At 63.9% G+C, this 15,190-nt stretch carries 11 protein-coding genes; 7 read left to right on the top strand and 4 right to left on the bottom strand.

The genetic code is table 11. The annotated features are described in order from the left end of the window. The first annotated feature begins 158 nt into the window (after nt 1–158). Nucleotides 159–965, top strand: a complete 807-nt coding sequence (locus LVJ94_28465) for a ferredoxin--NADP reductase (protein ID WXB00844.1) — start codon at nt 159–161, stop codon at nt 963–965. Between the two features lie 7 nt (nt 966–972). Here LVJ94_28465 and LVJ94_28460 read toward each other — a convergent pair whose 3' ends face one another. Further along, entirely contained in the window at nt 973–1,824 is an 852-nt protein-coding gene (locus LVJ94_28460) for a glycoside hydrolase family 16 protein (protein WXB00843.1), read from the bottom strand. Nucleotides 1,825–2,283: 459 nt separating this feature from the next. Between LVJ94_28460 and LVJ94_28455 the strand changes: the two genes are divergently transcribed. The 3 genes from LVJ94_28455 (at nt 2,284) to LVJ94_28445 (ending at nt 7,122) form a co-directional block, all read left to right on the top strand. Next, nucleotides 2,284–4,482, top strand: coding sequence for a discoidin domain-containing protein (locus LVJ94_28455; protein ID WXB00842.1), 2,199 nt, complete (start codon nt 2,284–2,286; stop codon nt 4,480–4,482). A 307-nt stretch (nt 4,483–4,789) separates the two neighbouring features. Continuing rightward, a complete protein-coding gene (locus tag LVJ94_28450; GenBank protein WXB00841.1) occupies nt 4,790–5,746 on the top strand; it encodes a HAMP domain-containing histidine kinase in 957 nt (318 codons plus the stop codon). Beyond that, on the top strand, nt 5,743–7,122 hold the full coding sequence (locus LVJ94_28445; protein WXB00840.1) for a sigma-54 dependent transcriptional regulator: 1,380 nt from the start codon (nt 5,743–5,745) through the stop codon (nt 7,120–7,122). Before LVJ94_28450 ends, LVJ94_28445 begins: the two co-directional genes overlap by 4 nt. A 13-nt stretch (nt 7,123–7,135) precedes the next feature. Here the strand turns inward: LVJ94_28445 and LVJ94_28440 are convergent, their stop codons facing one another. Beyond that, nucleotides 7,136–7,555: a hypothetical protein gene (locus LVJ94_28440; GenBank protein WXB00839.1), complete on the bottom strand. Its 420-nt coding sequence runs from the start codon at nt 7,553–7,555 to the stop codon at nt 7,136–7,138. 408 nt (nt 7,556–7,963) lie between these two features. Between LVJ94_28440 and LVJ94_28435 the strand changes: the two genes are divergently transcribed. Then, complete coding sequence (locus LVJ94_28435) at nt 7,964–8,689, top strand: hypothetical protein (GenBank protein WXB00838.1); 726 nt, start codon at nt 7,964–7,966, stop codon at nt 8,687–8,689. A gap of 12 nt (nt 8,690–8,701) precedes the next feature. Here LVJ94_28435 and LVJ94_28430 read toward each other — a convergent pair whose 3' ends face one another. After that, nucleotides 8,702–9,979 carry a dicarboxylate/amino acid:cation symporter gene (locus tag LVJ94_28430; GenBank protein ID WXB00837.1) on the bottom strand — a complete coding sequence of 426 codons (1,278 nt, stop codon included), beginning with the start codon at nt 9,977–9,979 and terminating at the stop codon, nt 8,702–8,704. A gap of 71 nt (nt 9,980–10,050) precedes the next feature. Then, nucleotides 10,051–13,587 carry a ThuA domain-containing protein gene (locus tag LVJ94_28425; protein WXB00836.1) on the bottom strand — a complete coding sequence of 1,179 codons (3,537 nt, stop codon included), beginning with the start codon at nt 13,585–13,587 and terminating at the stop codon, nt 10,051–10,053. A gap of 358 nt (nt 13,588–13,945) precedes the next feature. Between LVJ94_28425 and LVJ94_28420 the strand changes: the two genes are divergently transcribed. Continuing rightward, nucleotides 13,946–14,176, top strand: a complete 231-nt coding sequence (locus tag LVJ94_28420; GenBank protein WXB00835.1) for a hypothetical protein — start codon at nt 13,946–13,948, stop codon at nt 14,174–14,176. Between the two features lies 1 nt (nt 14,177). Further along, nucleotides 14,178–15,188, top strand: a complete 1,011-nt coding sequence (locus LVJ94_28415; protein ID WXB00834.1) for a tetratricopeptide repeat protein — start codon at nt 14,178–14,180, stop codon at nt 15,186–15,188. Nucleotides 15,189–15,190 lie beyond the last annotated feature (2 nt).

Raw genomic sequence — 15,190 nt, 5'->3', positions numbered from 1 at the left:
CACGTCGAAGAAACCTTAGCTGGTGGTTGCGTCACGCGCTGCATCTAGAAATGTCTTCGTTATACTAGACACGATTTTGACTTTCCTTTTCAACATGCCATAGTGCGCCCATCGGAAGCCGGCCTGGCACTCACCCTTCGGCTCCGCCTGACTCGTCCATGCAAATCTCCCAGCCCTCCCTCGTCGATCGCGTCCCCCCCAATTACTACGTCGAGCGCGTGTTATCCGTACGGCACTGGACGGACAGCCTCTTTAGCTTTCAGTGCACGCGCAACGGCGCGTTCCGATTCGAGGCGGGCCAGTTCACCATGATTGGCCTGATGTCGAATGGGAAGCCGCTGGTGCGGGCCTATTCGGTGGTGAGTGCGCCGTACGAGGAGCAGCTCGAATTTCTCTCCATCAAGGTGGAGAACGGGCCTTTGACGAGCCAGCTCCAACATATCAAGGCGGGCGATTCGGTCCTCATCGGCAAGCGCCCCGTGGGCACGTTGGTGATCGGCAACCTGGAACCGGGCGGCACCCTCTGGTTGCTCGGCACGGGCACCGGGCTCGCCCCGTTCATGAGCATTTTGCGCACGCCCGACGTGTACGAGCGTTTCGATCGCATCATCGTGAGCCATACCGTCCGCCGCGTCGCGGAGCTGGCCTACCACGACGACATCCGCGCCCTCGCGACGCACGAGCTCCTCGGGGAGCTCATCGGCGACAAATTGATCTACCACCCCGCCGTCACGCGCGAGCCGTACCCCGTGAACGAGCGCATCACGACGATGATCTCCAGCGGCCGTGTCTTCCGCGATCTCGGCGTGCCGGAGCTTCATCCCAGCCGCGACCGCGTCATGCTCTGCGGGAGCGAAGCCATGAACCACGACTGCAAAACCCTGCTCGAAGAACGCGGTTTCACCGAAGGAAACAGCGGCGAGCGCGGCACGTTCCTGCTCGAAAAAGCGTTCGTCACCAAGTAGGCATCGTTCACGATTTGACGTAGGCGCGCACCCAGTCGACCTGCATGGTCTGCGGAAAGTGCGTCGCCTCGTCGGGATCGCCGGGCCAGGTGCCGCCCACGGCCACGTTGAGCAAGATGTAAAAGGGGTGGTCGAACGCCCATGCACGGCCTGGCGGGACATCCGCCGGGGTGCGCGTACTGTAAAGTACGTCGTCGACGTAAAAGCGTATCGCGCCCGCTTCCCATTCGACCGCGTAACGGTGATAGGCCTCCGAGAGGGGCGCGCCCGGCACCGTGTAGCCCGTGATCAATCCGTTTTCGTTCGAGTAGCCGTCGCCGTGGAGGCTTCCGTACACCTCGTGGGGCTCGTGGCCGACGTTCTCCATGACGTCGATCTCCCCGCACTGGGGCCAGCCCACGTTATCCATGTTGGCACCGAGCAACCAGAACGCCGGCCACATGCCTTTGCCGGCGGGCACGCGGATCCGCGCCTCGATGCGCCCGTATCGTGGCTCGAACTTGCCTTTGGTGACGAGCCGCGCACTCGTATACCGACACGCGCCATACCAGCATGAATGGGTCGACGCCCCGCTCTTGGCGGTCATGACCAATGCACCGCCGCGGATCACGGCATTGTCGGTGCCGTCCGTATAATACTGAAGCTCCTCGTTCCCCCAGCCGTCGCCGCCCAGTTCGTGCGTCCACGTTGCGGGGTCGACCGGCGAGCCATCGGGAAGTTCGAATTCATCGGACCACGCGAGTTGCCACCCTGCCAATCGGGTCGTCGACGTGTCGGGACCCGGCGCTCCCGTCGGGCGCGAAGACGCCGTGCAGCCGCATACCGTCGCCAAGACGAGGCCGTGAAGTAGGTATTTCATGAGGCCACACTAGCTTCGAATTTTCGTCGAAATTAATTAATTAGGAAGCTTTCCTAATTTTTGTACGAGGCTGTATGGTCGGACCTTTGGGCCATTCATCCCCGTGAAAGCCCGAGGCCACACCAACGCGATATACGAGTAGACCGCTGAAGGTCATCGGTTCCCCGGGCATGGGCGTGGTCGTTCTCGGCACCGGGGCCCGCGAAGCCGTGGGGGCCACCGCCGGCGGCTCGGTGGGCGGCGGTGGTTGCCATTTCTCCCGGTGCGTGTGCATGCATGCAACGAGCGCTAGAGCCACGACGGCGCACACCAACGTTTTCGACGACGGAACCTGCATGGGCAAATTCGGCCGACACGCGCCCGCGGCCCGAAGTTCCTTGCTTGCGCTATGTTCTCGTTGCGAACGGCGCCTCCTTCTACAATGATGCGCGACATCAATGTAGCCCCTGCGAGGTGCCCATGCGATCTGCCTTCGTATTTCCCAAGCGTGACGTGTTGCTCGTGGCCATGGCCGCAGCAGCCGTGGTGGAGTTGGTTCCGTCCGTTGCCTCGGCAGCATGCGGCGCCGCCAATATCGCGGCCAATCGGCCAGCCACAGCATCTTCGACCGAATCGGCCACGTTTCCCGCCTCCGCCGCCGTCGATGGTAACGGCGGCACGCGCTGGTCGAGTCAATTTTCCGACCCGCAATGGCTCCAAATCGATTTGGGATCGAGTCAGCCGCTTTGCCAGGTCGATCTCACCTGGGAGGCCGCCTATGCGTCGGCCTTTCAAATCCAGGTTTCCGCCGATGGCAATGCCTGGAGCAACGCGTACACCACGACCACCAGCGGCGGCGGCTCGCAGGTCATTCCCATCAGCGCCACGGGACGTTACGTGCGCATCAATGGGACGCAGCGCGCCACGCAGTGGGGGTATTCGCTTTTCGAGGTCGCCGTGCACGCCGGCGACGGCGGATCGACGGTGCCGCCCACGGATCCGAAGAATCCCAACTTTGGACCCAATGTCTTCGTGTATGGGCCGGGGTCGTCGCAGCCGGATATGCAGAACAGGCTGAACACGATTTTCAATCAGCAGCACACGAATCAGTTCGGGACGCAGCGGTATGCCATTCTGTTCAAACCGGGCAGTTACAACGCCGACGTGAACCTCGGTTTCTACACGCAGGTATCCGGCCTGGGCCTATCGCCGGACGACGTGACCATCAACGGCCACGTGCGCGTCGAGGCGGATTGGCTGCAGCAGGGGACCGATCCGAACAACAAAGGAAACGCGACGCAGAATTTCTGGCGCGACGCGGAAAATCTCTCGGTGACGTTGCCCGCGGGGCAGATCGAGCGCTGGGCGGTGTCGCAGGCGGTCCCGTACCGGCGCATGCACCTGCGCGGCCAGGTGCAACTTTGGAATGGTGGTGACGGTTGGTCCAGCGGCGGCTTGATCGCCGACTCGAAGATCGATGGCCTGGTGGAATCGGGGTCGCAGCAGCAGTTTCTCACGCGCAATTCCGAGCTGGTGAACGGCTGGAGCGGCGCCAATTGGAACATGGTGTTCGTGGGCACGCCGGGCGCGCCTGCGCAATCGTTCCCCACTCCGCCCATGACCACCATTGGTCAGACGCCGGTGGTGCGGGAGAAGCCGTTTCTCTATTTCGATGGGACGGGGAGCTACAACGTGTTCGTTCCTGCCCTGCGGCAGAACTCCTCGGGCACGTCGTGGGGACACGGCACGCCGGCGGGGACGCCGATTTCATTGAGCCAGTTCTTCGTGGCCTCCCCCTCGAGCGGGGCGGCGCTCATCAATACGGCGCTGCAAGAGGGCAAGCATGTGCTCTTCACGCCGGGGATTTACCATCTGAATCAGTCGCTGAACGTCACGCGCCCGGGCACGGTGCTCCTCGGCATCGGGCTCGCCACGTTGATTCCCGACAATGGTGTGACGGCCATTTCCATCGCCGACGTGGATGGCGTGAAGCTCGCCGGATTGCTCGTCGACGCGGGGCCGACCAATTCGTCGGTGCTCGTGCAGGTGGGCCCTCCGGGCTCCAACGCGAGCCATGCGTCCGACCCCACGTCGCTGCACGACTTCTTCGTGCGCGTGGGCGGGGCAGGGCCGGGGCGCGCCACGCAAAGCGTGGTGGTGAACAGCCAGAACGTGATTGGCGACCATCTCTGGCTCTGGCGCGGTGATCATGGCGACGGCACCGGCTGGGAGGCGAACCCCGCGGCCAATGGCATCGTGGTCAATGGCGCGAACGTGACCATGTATGGTCTTTTCGTGGAGCACTACCAGCAATACAACGTGCTCTGGAACGGCAACGGCGGCCGCACGTACTTCTTCCAAAACGAGTTCCCCTACGATCCGCCGAACCAAGCCGCATGGTCCAGCGGCGGCGGCAACCAGGGTTGGGCGCAATACAAAGTGGGCAACTCGGTCGCCACCCACGAGGCATGGGGCGTGGGTAGCTACTGCTACTTCAATGTGAATCCATCCATCGTGGCCAGCCGCGCCTTCGAGGTGCCCGCGGTCGCCGGCGTGCGCTTCCACGGCCTGGTCACGGTATCGCTGGGTGGCGTGGGGACCATCAACCGCGTCATCAACGATACGGGGGCCACCGCCAACACGGCGAATCAGGTCGTCAAGTTGCCGAACTTTCCCTAGGACGCTGAAAGAAGGATGGATTGAACATGAAGGCGGGAAGGCGGGAAGGGTTTTAGAGTTCCTGCGGGTGCAGTGCGCGTACTGCACCTGCAGGTTTCTTCCTGCACCTCACCCCGGGGACTTGCTCATTTTTGGGGGCGAGCGTGCGGGCACATCGCTTGCGTAGTGCGCCGGCATGTCCCTGAGTCCCTTTCGAGAGCCGTGTCCTCCTCCGCTCGACGCAAGCGCGCCATTCCTTGGTCCCCGACCCCGACGGGCCATCGACGTGGTAAAGTCGCGCCTTTTCCGAAAGGGGGTCTCGAATCCGTTGCCCGTCGCGTCCCAAGTCGAGAGCGCTCACCAGAAGATGGTGAATCGGCGCATCAAGTTCATTGCGCATTACATCGTTTTCTCGATGGTGGTCGCGTTGGTGGCCTTCACCGCGGGCTTGAAGCCGGGGATCATCCTTGGGCTTTCCTGGGGAATAGGTCTCGCCAGTCACGGATTCTCGGCGGTCGTTGCGCCCATGCTGCGGCAACGCTGGGCCGAGAAAGTGCCCGAGGCGCCGCTGGCGCCCATGATGACGCCCGAGCGGCGCATCCTCGAAGGCCGTCATGCGCGCTCGCTCGAGGAGCTGTCGGCGTCGATTGCCCACGAGATTCGCAACCCCATCACGGCGGCAAAGAGCCTCGTCGCGCAGATCGGAGAAGACCCTTCGTCGCTCGACAACGTCGAGTACGCGCGGGTCGCCCTCGAAGAGCTCGACCGGGTGGAGCGGTCCATCGCGCACCTCCTTCGCTTCGCCCGCGACGAGGAGATCGTCATGGGGGATACGCAAATGAGCGAGATCGTCGATTCAGCGCTGGAAACCTTTCGCGATCGCTTGGCGCGGGGCAACGTGGCGGTCAAGCGCACCGTCGACACCGACGGTGCGATGCGCGCCGATGCGGAGAAGATTCGTCGCGTCGTCATCAACCTCGTCCAAAATGCGCTCGACGCACTGGAAGAAGGCTCGGTGCTCGAGCCGTGCATCGAGGTCTCGTCCGGTGAGAACCTTGCGCGGACGGATGTCTGGTTGCGCATTCGCGACAATGGTCCAGGGATCCCGGCCGACCGCCTTCCGCACCTTTTCCAGCCGTTCTACACGTCGAAAAAGACAGGGACCGGGCTCGGGTTGGCGGTCTCCAAGAAGATCGTCGACGCCCACGGCGGATCGCTGGAGGCGTGCGGCGCGCCGGGGATGGGCACCGAAATGACACTGACCTTGCCGAAGGGGCGTCCTTGAGCACGCGCGTTCTGGTGGCGGAAGACGAGCGCGCGATCCAACTCGCACTGGCCGGCCTGCTCCGGCGCCAAGGTTACGAGGTCGAGCAGGCGCACGATGGGGCGGAGGCGCTGCGCAAGCTTCAGGAAGGCGTTTTCGATCTGGTCATTACGGACCTTGCGCTCGGCGAAGGGCCGAGCGGAATGGACGTGCTTCGCGCCTCGAAGGAAGCGCGCCCGGAGACGCCGGTGGTCATGATCACGGCGTACGGATCGGAGAAGGTCGCCGTGCAGGCGATGAAGAGCGGCGCCGAGGATTACGTGCCGAAGCCCTTCGACAACGACGAGATTCGGTTGGTGATAAGCCGCGCCCTCGAGCGAACGCGCCTCGCGCGCGAACACCGCCTGTTGCTCGAGCGGGTGACGCGCGATTATGGCTTCGCATCGCTCATCGGCGCCGGACCCGCCATGCGCGCGGTGTTCAGTCAGATCCAGAAGGTCGCGGAGACCGATCTGACCGTCCTCGTGCGCGGCGAGAGCGGCAGCGGCAAGGAGCTCGTCGCCCAAGCGATCCACCAACACGGCCCGCGCGCGGCGCGCCCGTTCGTCGCCGTGAATTGTGCGGCCATCAGCCGCGAGCTCGTCGAGAGTGAGCTCTTCGGGCACGAGAAGGGGGCCTTCACCGGAGCGAGCGCCCGTCGCATCGGCCGTTTCGAAGCGGCCAGCGGCGGAACCATCTTTCTCGACGAAATTGGCGACATGCCCCTGGAGACGCAAGCGAAAGTGCTCCGCGTCCTCGAAGAGCGATCCTTCGAGCGCGTGGGCGGCAACCGCCCGATCGTCGCCGACGTCCGCGTGGTGGCGGCCACCCACCGCGATCTCGAGGGCGAGGTCGCACGCGGGCGCTACCGCGAGGATTTGTACTACCGGCTCAAAGTAGTGGAAATCGTCGTGCCGCCGCTGCGCGAACGGCTCGAGGATCTACCCGCGTTGGTGAACCGTTTCCTGGAACGAATCGCGACGCGCCTCGGCCGCGACAAGCGCTCGATCAGCGCGCGGGCGATGGCGCGTCTCGCGGCGCATTCATGGCCAGGAAACGTCCGCGAGCTTCGCCACGCGGTCGAGCAAGCCGCGGTTCTCGCGTCGGACGACGTGATCGACGAAGCCGACCTGCGCCTCGGCGCACCCGCGCAGGTTGATGCCAAGGGACTCGGCACGGCGTCCTTCAGTGAAGCGAAGCGCCGTGCGATCGAGGACTTCGAGCGTCGTTTCCTCACGAGCGCCCTCGAGCGCCACGGCGGCAACATCTCCCAGACCGCCGACGCCATCGGCATGGTGCGCCAAAGCCTCCAGCAGAAAATGAAAGAACTCGGCCTCCGCGCGGACGGAAAGAGCTAGACGGTCGACCCTCTCAGTACGGGATGAAGCCGGACCAGGCCGTGCCGTTGGAGGAGTTGGACGTGATGCAGGCGACGGAGCCCGTAGGAACCGCGATTCGCATACCGTGATGAGGGGTCGTGTCCGTGTACAGAATGGGATCTCCGGACGTCGAGCACGTGCTTCCGGGCACGATGTGGACCGAGATGTCCGAAGTTGATCCCCGTACAGCCAGATCCGTAAGGATGAAAGGCCCGTTGACGAGTTGCACTTGATAAGGCTTGGCGTAACCCTGACGGATCCGAGACACGTCCGTATCCGCCGTGACCGTGGTGGTGGCTGCGACGGCATTCGTCGTTCGCGATTGGGCTGATGCGAGATGCACGCCCATCACCGAAACGATGCCCGCGACGACGCCAAGTCCAAGAAACGACATTTTCCCCAAGGCGATCATGGTCTCACTCTCCTGTTGGAGAACGTATCGGCCACGCGGACGTCCTGGTTGCCTCCAAAAAATGGCAGCCTTCCTACGGGAAATCCTGCACCCGAGTGGAGGGGGGAAGCGCACACTCACAGGGTGAATGGTTGATTCTCACTGGACGCCGGGGTAACGAGGCGCGGGTCGATCGTGTGTCATCTCACGCCCAGCTGGTACGTTCGTTCGAACGACATGCTTTCGTCTCGAGTCCATTCGGTCGTCGCTGGCTTGCTCGCGGCATCGTGCGCAGCTTCGCCCAACTCCACGGTGCGAGTCGACGTGTCGCCGCCAACCGTTGGTGCGCCCGTTTCTGCGCGCCCCGTGCCATCGGGGCAGGCGGCACATCGCGCTCGCCTCGTCTTCTACTTGGGTGCCCTGCCGACCATGACAAATTGGATGGACATCGTCGTGTCGGGTGCCGGCGAGTCCGAAAGACGCGTCTGCGAAAGGATCTTGGTGCACAAGCGGCGAGACCTCTTCGATGCGCAGTTCCATGTCGAAATCGAGCGCGCGTGCACACTCGAACCACTTCCGACGGTGCCAGCCGACGAAGGTGGCGGATACGTGCTTGTCGACCCACGGGCCATCGGGCCGAGCGAGCTCGCGCGCATGGACGCCCTGGGCGTCGACGAGAAGACGGATGGTGGCGACGGAGCGCCGCAGGCGTTGGGGCCCATCATGGTGACGACCTTTTCGCGGGCAGACTTGAAAGCACGATGCGGTCAAATGCTCGTCAAGCTGCTGATGGCGAGGGTCCCGGAGAGCTCCCGCCGCAGCACCGAGGACTCATCGGAATTTCTGGATACCCAGATTGACATCGTGGAATCGTTCCACGTGATCGCGCGCGCGGCGTACGAGAGAAAGGCCGTCGAGTGCGAGGGCATCGAGGGCGCCATGACGAAAGCCGAAAGAGCTTGCTACGTAAATCCTGCACAGTCGCACTGCGCTCGTTTTCACCCGAGAACGATAGGATTGGAGTTGTGCGAAGTCGCGAGGGACAGATTCGCATCGGGGCGAGGGGACGCCGAGCGCGCGATCAAGTTGCTTCGCGACATGAAGGCGCAGCCACCCCAGGTCACGCATCGGCCCGTATGCCGCCCCGAGTCGTGAGCCGATGAGGCGCTACTCCGCCGGTGCTTCCACCGCATCGGTCGTGATGTTCGCAGCGCGGTCGTACGCCTCGCGATCCAAGATGTCCTCTTTGGCCGCGACCAACAGCGGCACCACGATTTGGCCCGCCACATTGGTCGCCGTGCGCATCATGTCCAAAATGGGATCGATGGCCAGGAGCAGACCCGCACCGGCCAGCGGCAGGTGCAACGTCGACAGGGTCAGGGTCAGCATCACCGTGGCGCCGGTCAGGCCGGCGGTGGCGGCGGAGCCGATGACCGAGACGAACACGATGAGCAGGTACTCACCGGGGCCCAAGGGCACGTCGAAGATCTGGGCCACGAAGATGGCGGCCAGCGCGGGGTAGATCGAGGCGCAACCGTCCATCTTCGTCGTTGCGCCGAACGGCACGGCGAAGGAGGCGTACTCCCGCGGGACGCCGAGTTGCTCGGTGACCTTTTGGGTCACCGGCATCGTGCCCACCGACGAGCGCGACACGAAGGCCAATTGAAGGGCGGGCCACGCGCCCTTGAAGAAGTGCACCGGATTGAGCTTTCCCACGGTCCACAGGAGCAGCGGATAGACGCCGAACATCACGATGGCGCAGCCCACGTAGATGTCCGCCGTGAACGTTGCGTACTTGCCGAGCAGGTTCCACCCGTAGGTCGAAATCGCCTTGCCCACGAGGCCCAAGGTGCCGAGTGGCGCGAGGCGGATGACCCACCAGAGGGCCTTCTGCAGCAGCGCCAACACCGAGCGGCTGAACGCCAGCACCGGCTCCGCCTTGTCGCCGAGCTTCAAGGCCGCGATGCCCGCGACGGTGGCCAGAAAGACGATCTGCAGCACATTCAGCTTGGTGAACGGCGTCACCATGTCCGACGGAACGATGCCCGTGAGAAAGTCGATCCACGAGCCCGTGTGCGACGGCTGCTTTCCATCGGCCGCCGTCAGGCCGGTGCCGGCGCCGGGGTTCGTGAGCAGCCCGATACCGATGCCGAGGACCACCGCAATGAGCGACGTCGTCATGAACCAGAGCAACGTGCGCGTGGCGAGGCGGGCGGCGTTCTTCACCTGCCGCAGGTTCGTGATGGAGAGCAGGATGGCGAAGAAGACGAGCGGTGCGACGGCCAGCTTCAGCAATTGGACGAAGAGCGAGCCGATCTTCTCGAGCGTCGTGCTCAGCCAAGCGATCTCGTACGTCTTGGCAAGCCAACCGAGCAACGCGCCCAGCACCAAACCAAGTGTAATCTGCAGCCAAAAAGGAAACTTGGAACCACGAGAGGCGGCCATCCGTCCGATTGTACCGCCCCTCGCTGTGTTCGTGTCTAGTTCCTTGGACGCTCCTTCGTTTAAACGTACGACTAGTTCGCAATCGTGAATGTGTCGATGTCGAACAATGAACCGGACCCACCCGTGAACGTCAGGAAAAGCGCGCCCGATCCATTGCCCGTCAATGTGGTCGAGACCGTTGCAAACGTCTCCCAGCCGCCCGTCGGGCTTACGTTGACCGACCCGAGCTCGGGCCCCGTGGCCGAGCCCGAGCGGATGTGGATCACCCCGCCTGCGCCCGCCGACGAGACGCGCGCCGAGAACTTCGTCTTTCCGGCCGTGCTCACCGATGCGTAGCCAGCCCAGTCACCGTTGTCGATGTACCCGAGCGTGTTGCCACCGCTGGCCGGCCCGTGCGCCGCGATCTGCACGCCCGAGCCCGAGGTGAAGGACTCGCCCTCGATGGTCGACGGTGGTGTCCCATTCGGCGTGCAATTGGCGGTGACGGCGCCGGTTGCGTACCGGATGCCGCCGAGCAAGAGCGTGCGGAACGCCGGATCCGAGTAGGACTCGATAGTATGACCGAGCCCCGTGTAGAACGAGCGCCCGCTGCCTTGCGCATGGCACCAGGTGATGGGGTGGTCGCCGCCCATCTCGCCGCCGGAGTAGGTGCTCTCGTCCACGTTCTGGAGCACGCGGACGTTGGCCCGCGGGTTCGTGCGGTAGTTGTACCACTCGTCGACGCGCGTCCACGTCGGGCCGAGGTGGGACGTGGCCGGGTGCGACGTATCCTCCGTCCGAACCACGGCCTGCGGGGTCCCCGCGGGATGGCTCTTGAACCACGCCCCCACGAGCTGCCCGTAATAGGGCCAGTCGTATTCGGTGTCCGCGGCGGCATGCACGCCGACGAAGCCACCCCCGCCGTCCACGTACCCCTGCAGCGCATTCTGTTGCGTGGCATCGAGCACGTCCATCGTCGTGTTGAGGAACACCACCGCCTTGAACGACGCCAAATTGCTCGGATTGAACGCCGTGCCGTCCTCGGTCGCCGTCACGGAGAAGCCATTCGCCGCGCCCAATTGGCGGATGGCCTCGAGCCCGGCCGGAATCGAGTCATGGCGGAACCCCGCCGTCTTCGAGAACACGAGCACCTGATCGGGGTCCGCATTCTGCGACGACTCGAAGGTGAAGGCGTCGACGTCGAACAGGTTGCCCTGGCCGGTGGGCCCCTTGAAGACGAGGTAGAGCGTCGTGGTCCCGCTGGGCGGATTGCTCACGTTCGTCGACAGGTTGACGAAGGTCTCCCAGCCGCCCGTGTTGGCCACGGCCACCGAGCCAAGCAAGGTGCCGGTGGCCGAGCCCGCGCGCACCTCGAGGGTGCCGCCGACGCCGCCGGATGAAACGCGCACGGTGAACTTCGTCGCGTTGCCCAGCGCATACGGCTCGAAGGAGATCCAATCGCCGTTGTCGGTGAATCCGACCGTGTTGCCGCCTTCGGCCGCGCCGTGCCCGGCGATCTGAATCCCGTTCTGCGCGCTGAAGTGCTCGCCCTGCCGGTGCCGCGGCTGCAGCCGCTTCACGCTGTGCGAGGTGAGCCCGCCGTTGTCCGTGTATTCGGCGTCGAACACACCGTAAATGTTCGCCGCGGCGTCATGTTCCCCATCGACCGGAATGACGATCGAGCCCGAGCACCCATTCTTGGACGTGATCGCGTGCGCGTGGCTATCGTGCCCGAGCAAATAGGTGACCTTCACCTTGTTGCAATCGATGGTGCCATCCTCGGGATCGCTCACGCTCACGGTGAAGGGCACCGTGTCGCCGAAGGAGAAGAGTTGCCCGTGCACCGGTGTTTGCAAATTCACCGTGGGTGCGGTGTTGCCCGCGGTGACCACCAGGCTCGCCGAACCCGTAAGCCCCTCGGGATCGCGCACCGTGAGCGTGGGCTGGAACGTGTTCTTCGTCGTGTACGTGTGCGTCGGATTCGCCTCCGTCGACGAGGTGCCATCGCCGAAATTCCACGCATAGGTCAGCGGCTTGCCCTCGGGATCGCTGCTTCCGCCCGACGAGAACGCGACGGTGAGCGGTATCGGTCCCGATGTCTTGTCGGCGGCCGCCTTGGCAATGGGGTTGCGGTTTTGCCCGCCGATGTACTCGATGCGATAAAGCGCCTGGTTGTCGCTGCCGGTGCCGTAGTCGAGCACGTACAACGCTCCGTCGGGACCGAACCGCGAGTCGATGATCTGGGTGCCCGCCCAGGGGAAATCCTCGATGATGCCCGGCGAGCCGTCGCTTCGTACTTCCACCGCCTTGATCCAGCGACGCCCGTATTCGGTGGCGAAGTAGCGCCCGTCGAGCGACTGCGGAAACTTGATGGCCGAGCTCAGATTCGCATCGAACCGGTACAACTCACCGCCCATCGGCGACTCGGAGCCGCTGCCGAATTCGGGCGGCGAGCCCTCGTCGCCGGCGTACCGGATCCAGCTTGGTTTGGCGGGTGGCAACGTTGTCAATCCGGTGTTTCGGAACGAGTTGTTCGTCGGGCCATTGGCGCAATCGTACTTGGCGCCCGAGGGCCCACTGGGGAAGGTGTACTCGGTGTACGTCTCGTTGGCGGTGTTCGTTCCCGTGCAATACGGCCAGCCGTAGTTGCCCGGACCGGTGACGCGATCGAACTCCACCTGCCCACTCGGGCCGCGGTTGGGATCCGTGGTGCCTGCGTCCGGGCCATAATCGCCGAGGTAAACGATGCCCGTGGCTTTGTCGACGGACATGCGGAAGGGATTGCGAAAGCCCATCGCGTAAATCTCGGGCCGCGTCTTCGCGGTGCCCGGCGCGAACAAGTTCCCCGACGGAATGGTGTACGACCCATCGGCCTGCGGCTTGATGCGCAGCAGTTTCCCGCGCAAATCATTGGTGTTGCCCGCGGATCGCTGCGCATCGTACTGCGGATTTCGATCCGTGCGCTCGTCGATGGGGGTGAATCCGCTGGAGTCGAACGGGTTCGTGTCGTCGCCGGTGCTCAGATACAGATTGCCCGAGGCGTCGAAATCGATGTCCCCGCCCACGTGGCAACATTGGCCGCGGTCGTTGGGCACCTCCAGCACGATCTTCTCGCTGGCCATGTCCAAGGTGCCATCCGTCTTCAGGACGAAACGCGACAGATTGAGATGGCCCTTCCACGCCTCGAACTCGGCGGCGGTGCCGGTGGCCGGCGCATCGCCCGCGGGCGTGTTCAACGTGGGCGAATAGTACAGATAAATGAATCGATTGCTGGTGAAGCCCGGGTCGGCGGCAACGCCTTGGAGCCCTTCTTCGTCGTGCGCGTACACGTTCAATTTGCCGGCTACTTTGGTATTGCCGGCGGAATCCGTGAGCCGGACCGTCCCATCCCGCGCCGTATGAAGCACGGATCGATCGGGCAACACCGTGAGCGACATGGGTTCGCCCAATTCGGCGGCGCCCAATGCCAGTTGGACATGTTGATAATCGGACGGCGGGATCGCGTTGGCATTGAGCTCATTCGATTCGCGGGGGCCCGCGCTGCCGGTATTGCCGCGGATGCTGCAACCGGCGAGTACGAGCACGATGAGCGGAATGCACTTCGACCATGCCTCGGACGATATCGTCATGAAGCTCCTCCTTCCTGACCTTTGCTACGTGGGGCTACATGGGTGTGGGCGAGTCAGGTAACTCAGGCAAATCCATATCCCTCTGCGAAGAGCTTTTTGCGCAAACGGATGCGAACGACCGGGTTGGTCACGAACATCCATCGACGGATATGGGGATATTCTCAGGCGGACAAATGTATTTGCAGACCCTTTTTAAGTTTTTGCATGGTGTCAGTCAGCGCTGAATTGTCAAGTAGCGCCAACGCTTTGGCCATAAATGATACTGCGTCAAAGCGTCCGATTGTCTCGGACGCATTGTGTCACCCACATTGGCCGACGCTTCGAGCGCAGCCATTGTAGGATTTTTCGAGGAGGTCCCATGGCGGCGTTCGAAGTTGGTATTCGTGTGGACATCGAAACTGGCGTTTCGTTCTTCGGGCTCGAAGAGGTCAATCGGCGCATTGCCGCGGGGGCGCGGGTGCTCGAAATTCGCCCGGGGGGCGCGATCATGACGAGAATCGCCGAAGAAAGCGAAGAAGAACCGCGCGACGAGAACGTGAGCCTCACGTTGTCGGGTTGTCAGATGCAAGTCATCCTCGAGGACGGCTGACGTGGCCCTCGTGGTCGATGCCTTCGACGTGGTGGTGCGGGTCGAGGCCCTGCCCGACGGGGTGAAGGCCTTTGCCCGCACCGTGCCGAACGCCACCTTCTGCACCGACGGCGTGATTGCCCGCGCGAGCTTCATGAACGTGAGCGATCGCGAACACTTCGGGCGACGTTTGGCCGGTCTCGCGCCGGAATCTCTGGCGTGCGTCGACAGGGCGCGCGGATTGGATGCAGAGACGACGTGGCTCGCCTTCGGGCCCTATGCCGGCGTCATGGCCGTGTGGGTCGCGGGCGTGTCGCCGGGGCCGCTCGTTGTGCCCATTTCGTGGCGACCGGATGCGAACGCGCACTACACGCAGGAGGAGGCGGAGAAGTACCTCGAGTACGTCGGCACGGAGCAGGGCGTCGAGGTCTACCGCGACAAGCGCACGGGAAAAAAGCTGTACACCGCGCGCACGCGCCCATCCGTGGATCCGGAGGTCGCCGCGAAGCTCGAAGCGTTGCGGAAGGAGACGGCGAACGAGGTCATGCCCCTCGTCGTGCCGCCGAGGAAGCTCGGGTTCTTCGAGACGCGCAAAGTCAAACGCGCCATCACGCAATTCGAGCGCGTGCTGGTGACGTTGCCCGACGATTGGTCCACCCTTTGGTTCGTCGGCATGTGCCGTCGCGCCGTCGCCCGGCACACCGAAGCATTGGACGCCTTTCGCCGCGCGTACGCGGAGAATCCCGGTCAGCCCGACGTCGGTCGCGAGTACGCCATCCAATGCATGATGGGCGGGGAGGGCCACGAAGCGGTTCGCGTGGCCCGCGAGGGCCATGCGCGCTTTCCGCAGGACGCGGGCTTGCAAGCCAACTTGGGCCTGGCCCTCCTCATCGGCGGAGATCTCGACGAAGCGCTCGCGGTGGTGGAATCCGCCCACGAGCGCCAGCCGGACGACGCCATCACGGCGAACGTCCTCCGGCTGGTCCGAAACGTCAAAGCGGGCCGCTCCCCCCGCCCGACGAAGATCCCCTAGCG

The sequence above is a fragment of the Sorangiineae bacterium MSr11367 genome, from assembly GCA_037157805.1.
GTDB lineage: Bacteria > Myxococcota_A > Polyangia > Polyangiales > Polyangiaceae > Pendulispora > Pendulispora rubella.
The sequence above is the reverse complement of the archived record's forward strand: the minus strand, read 5'-3'. Positions and strand labels throughout refer to the sequence as shown.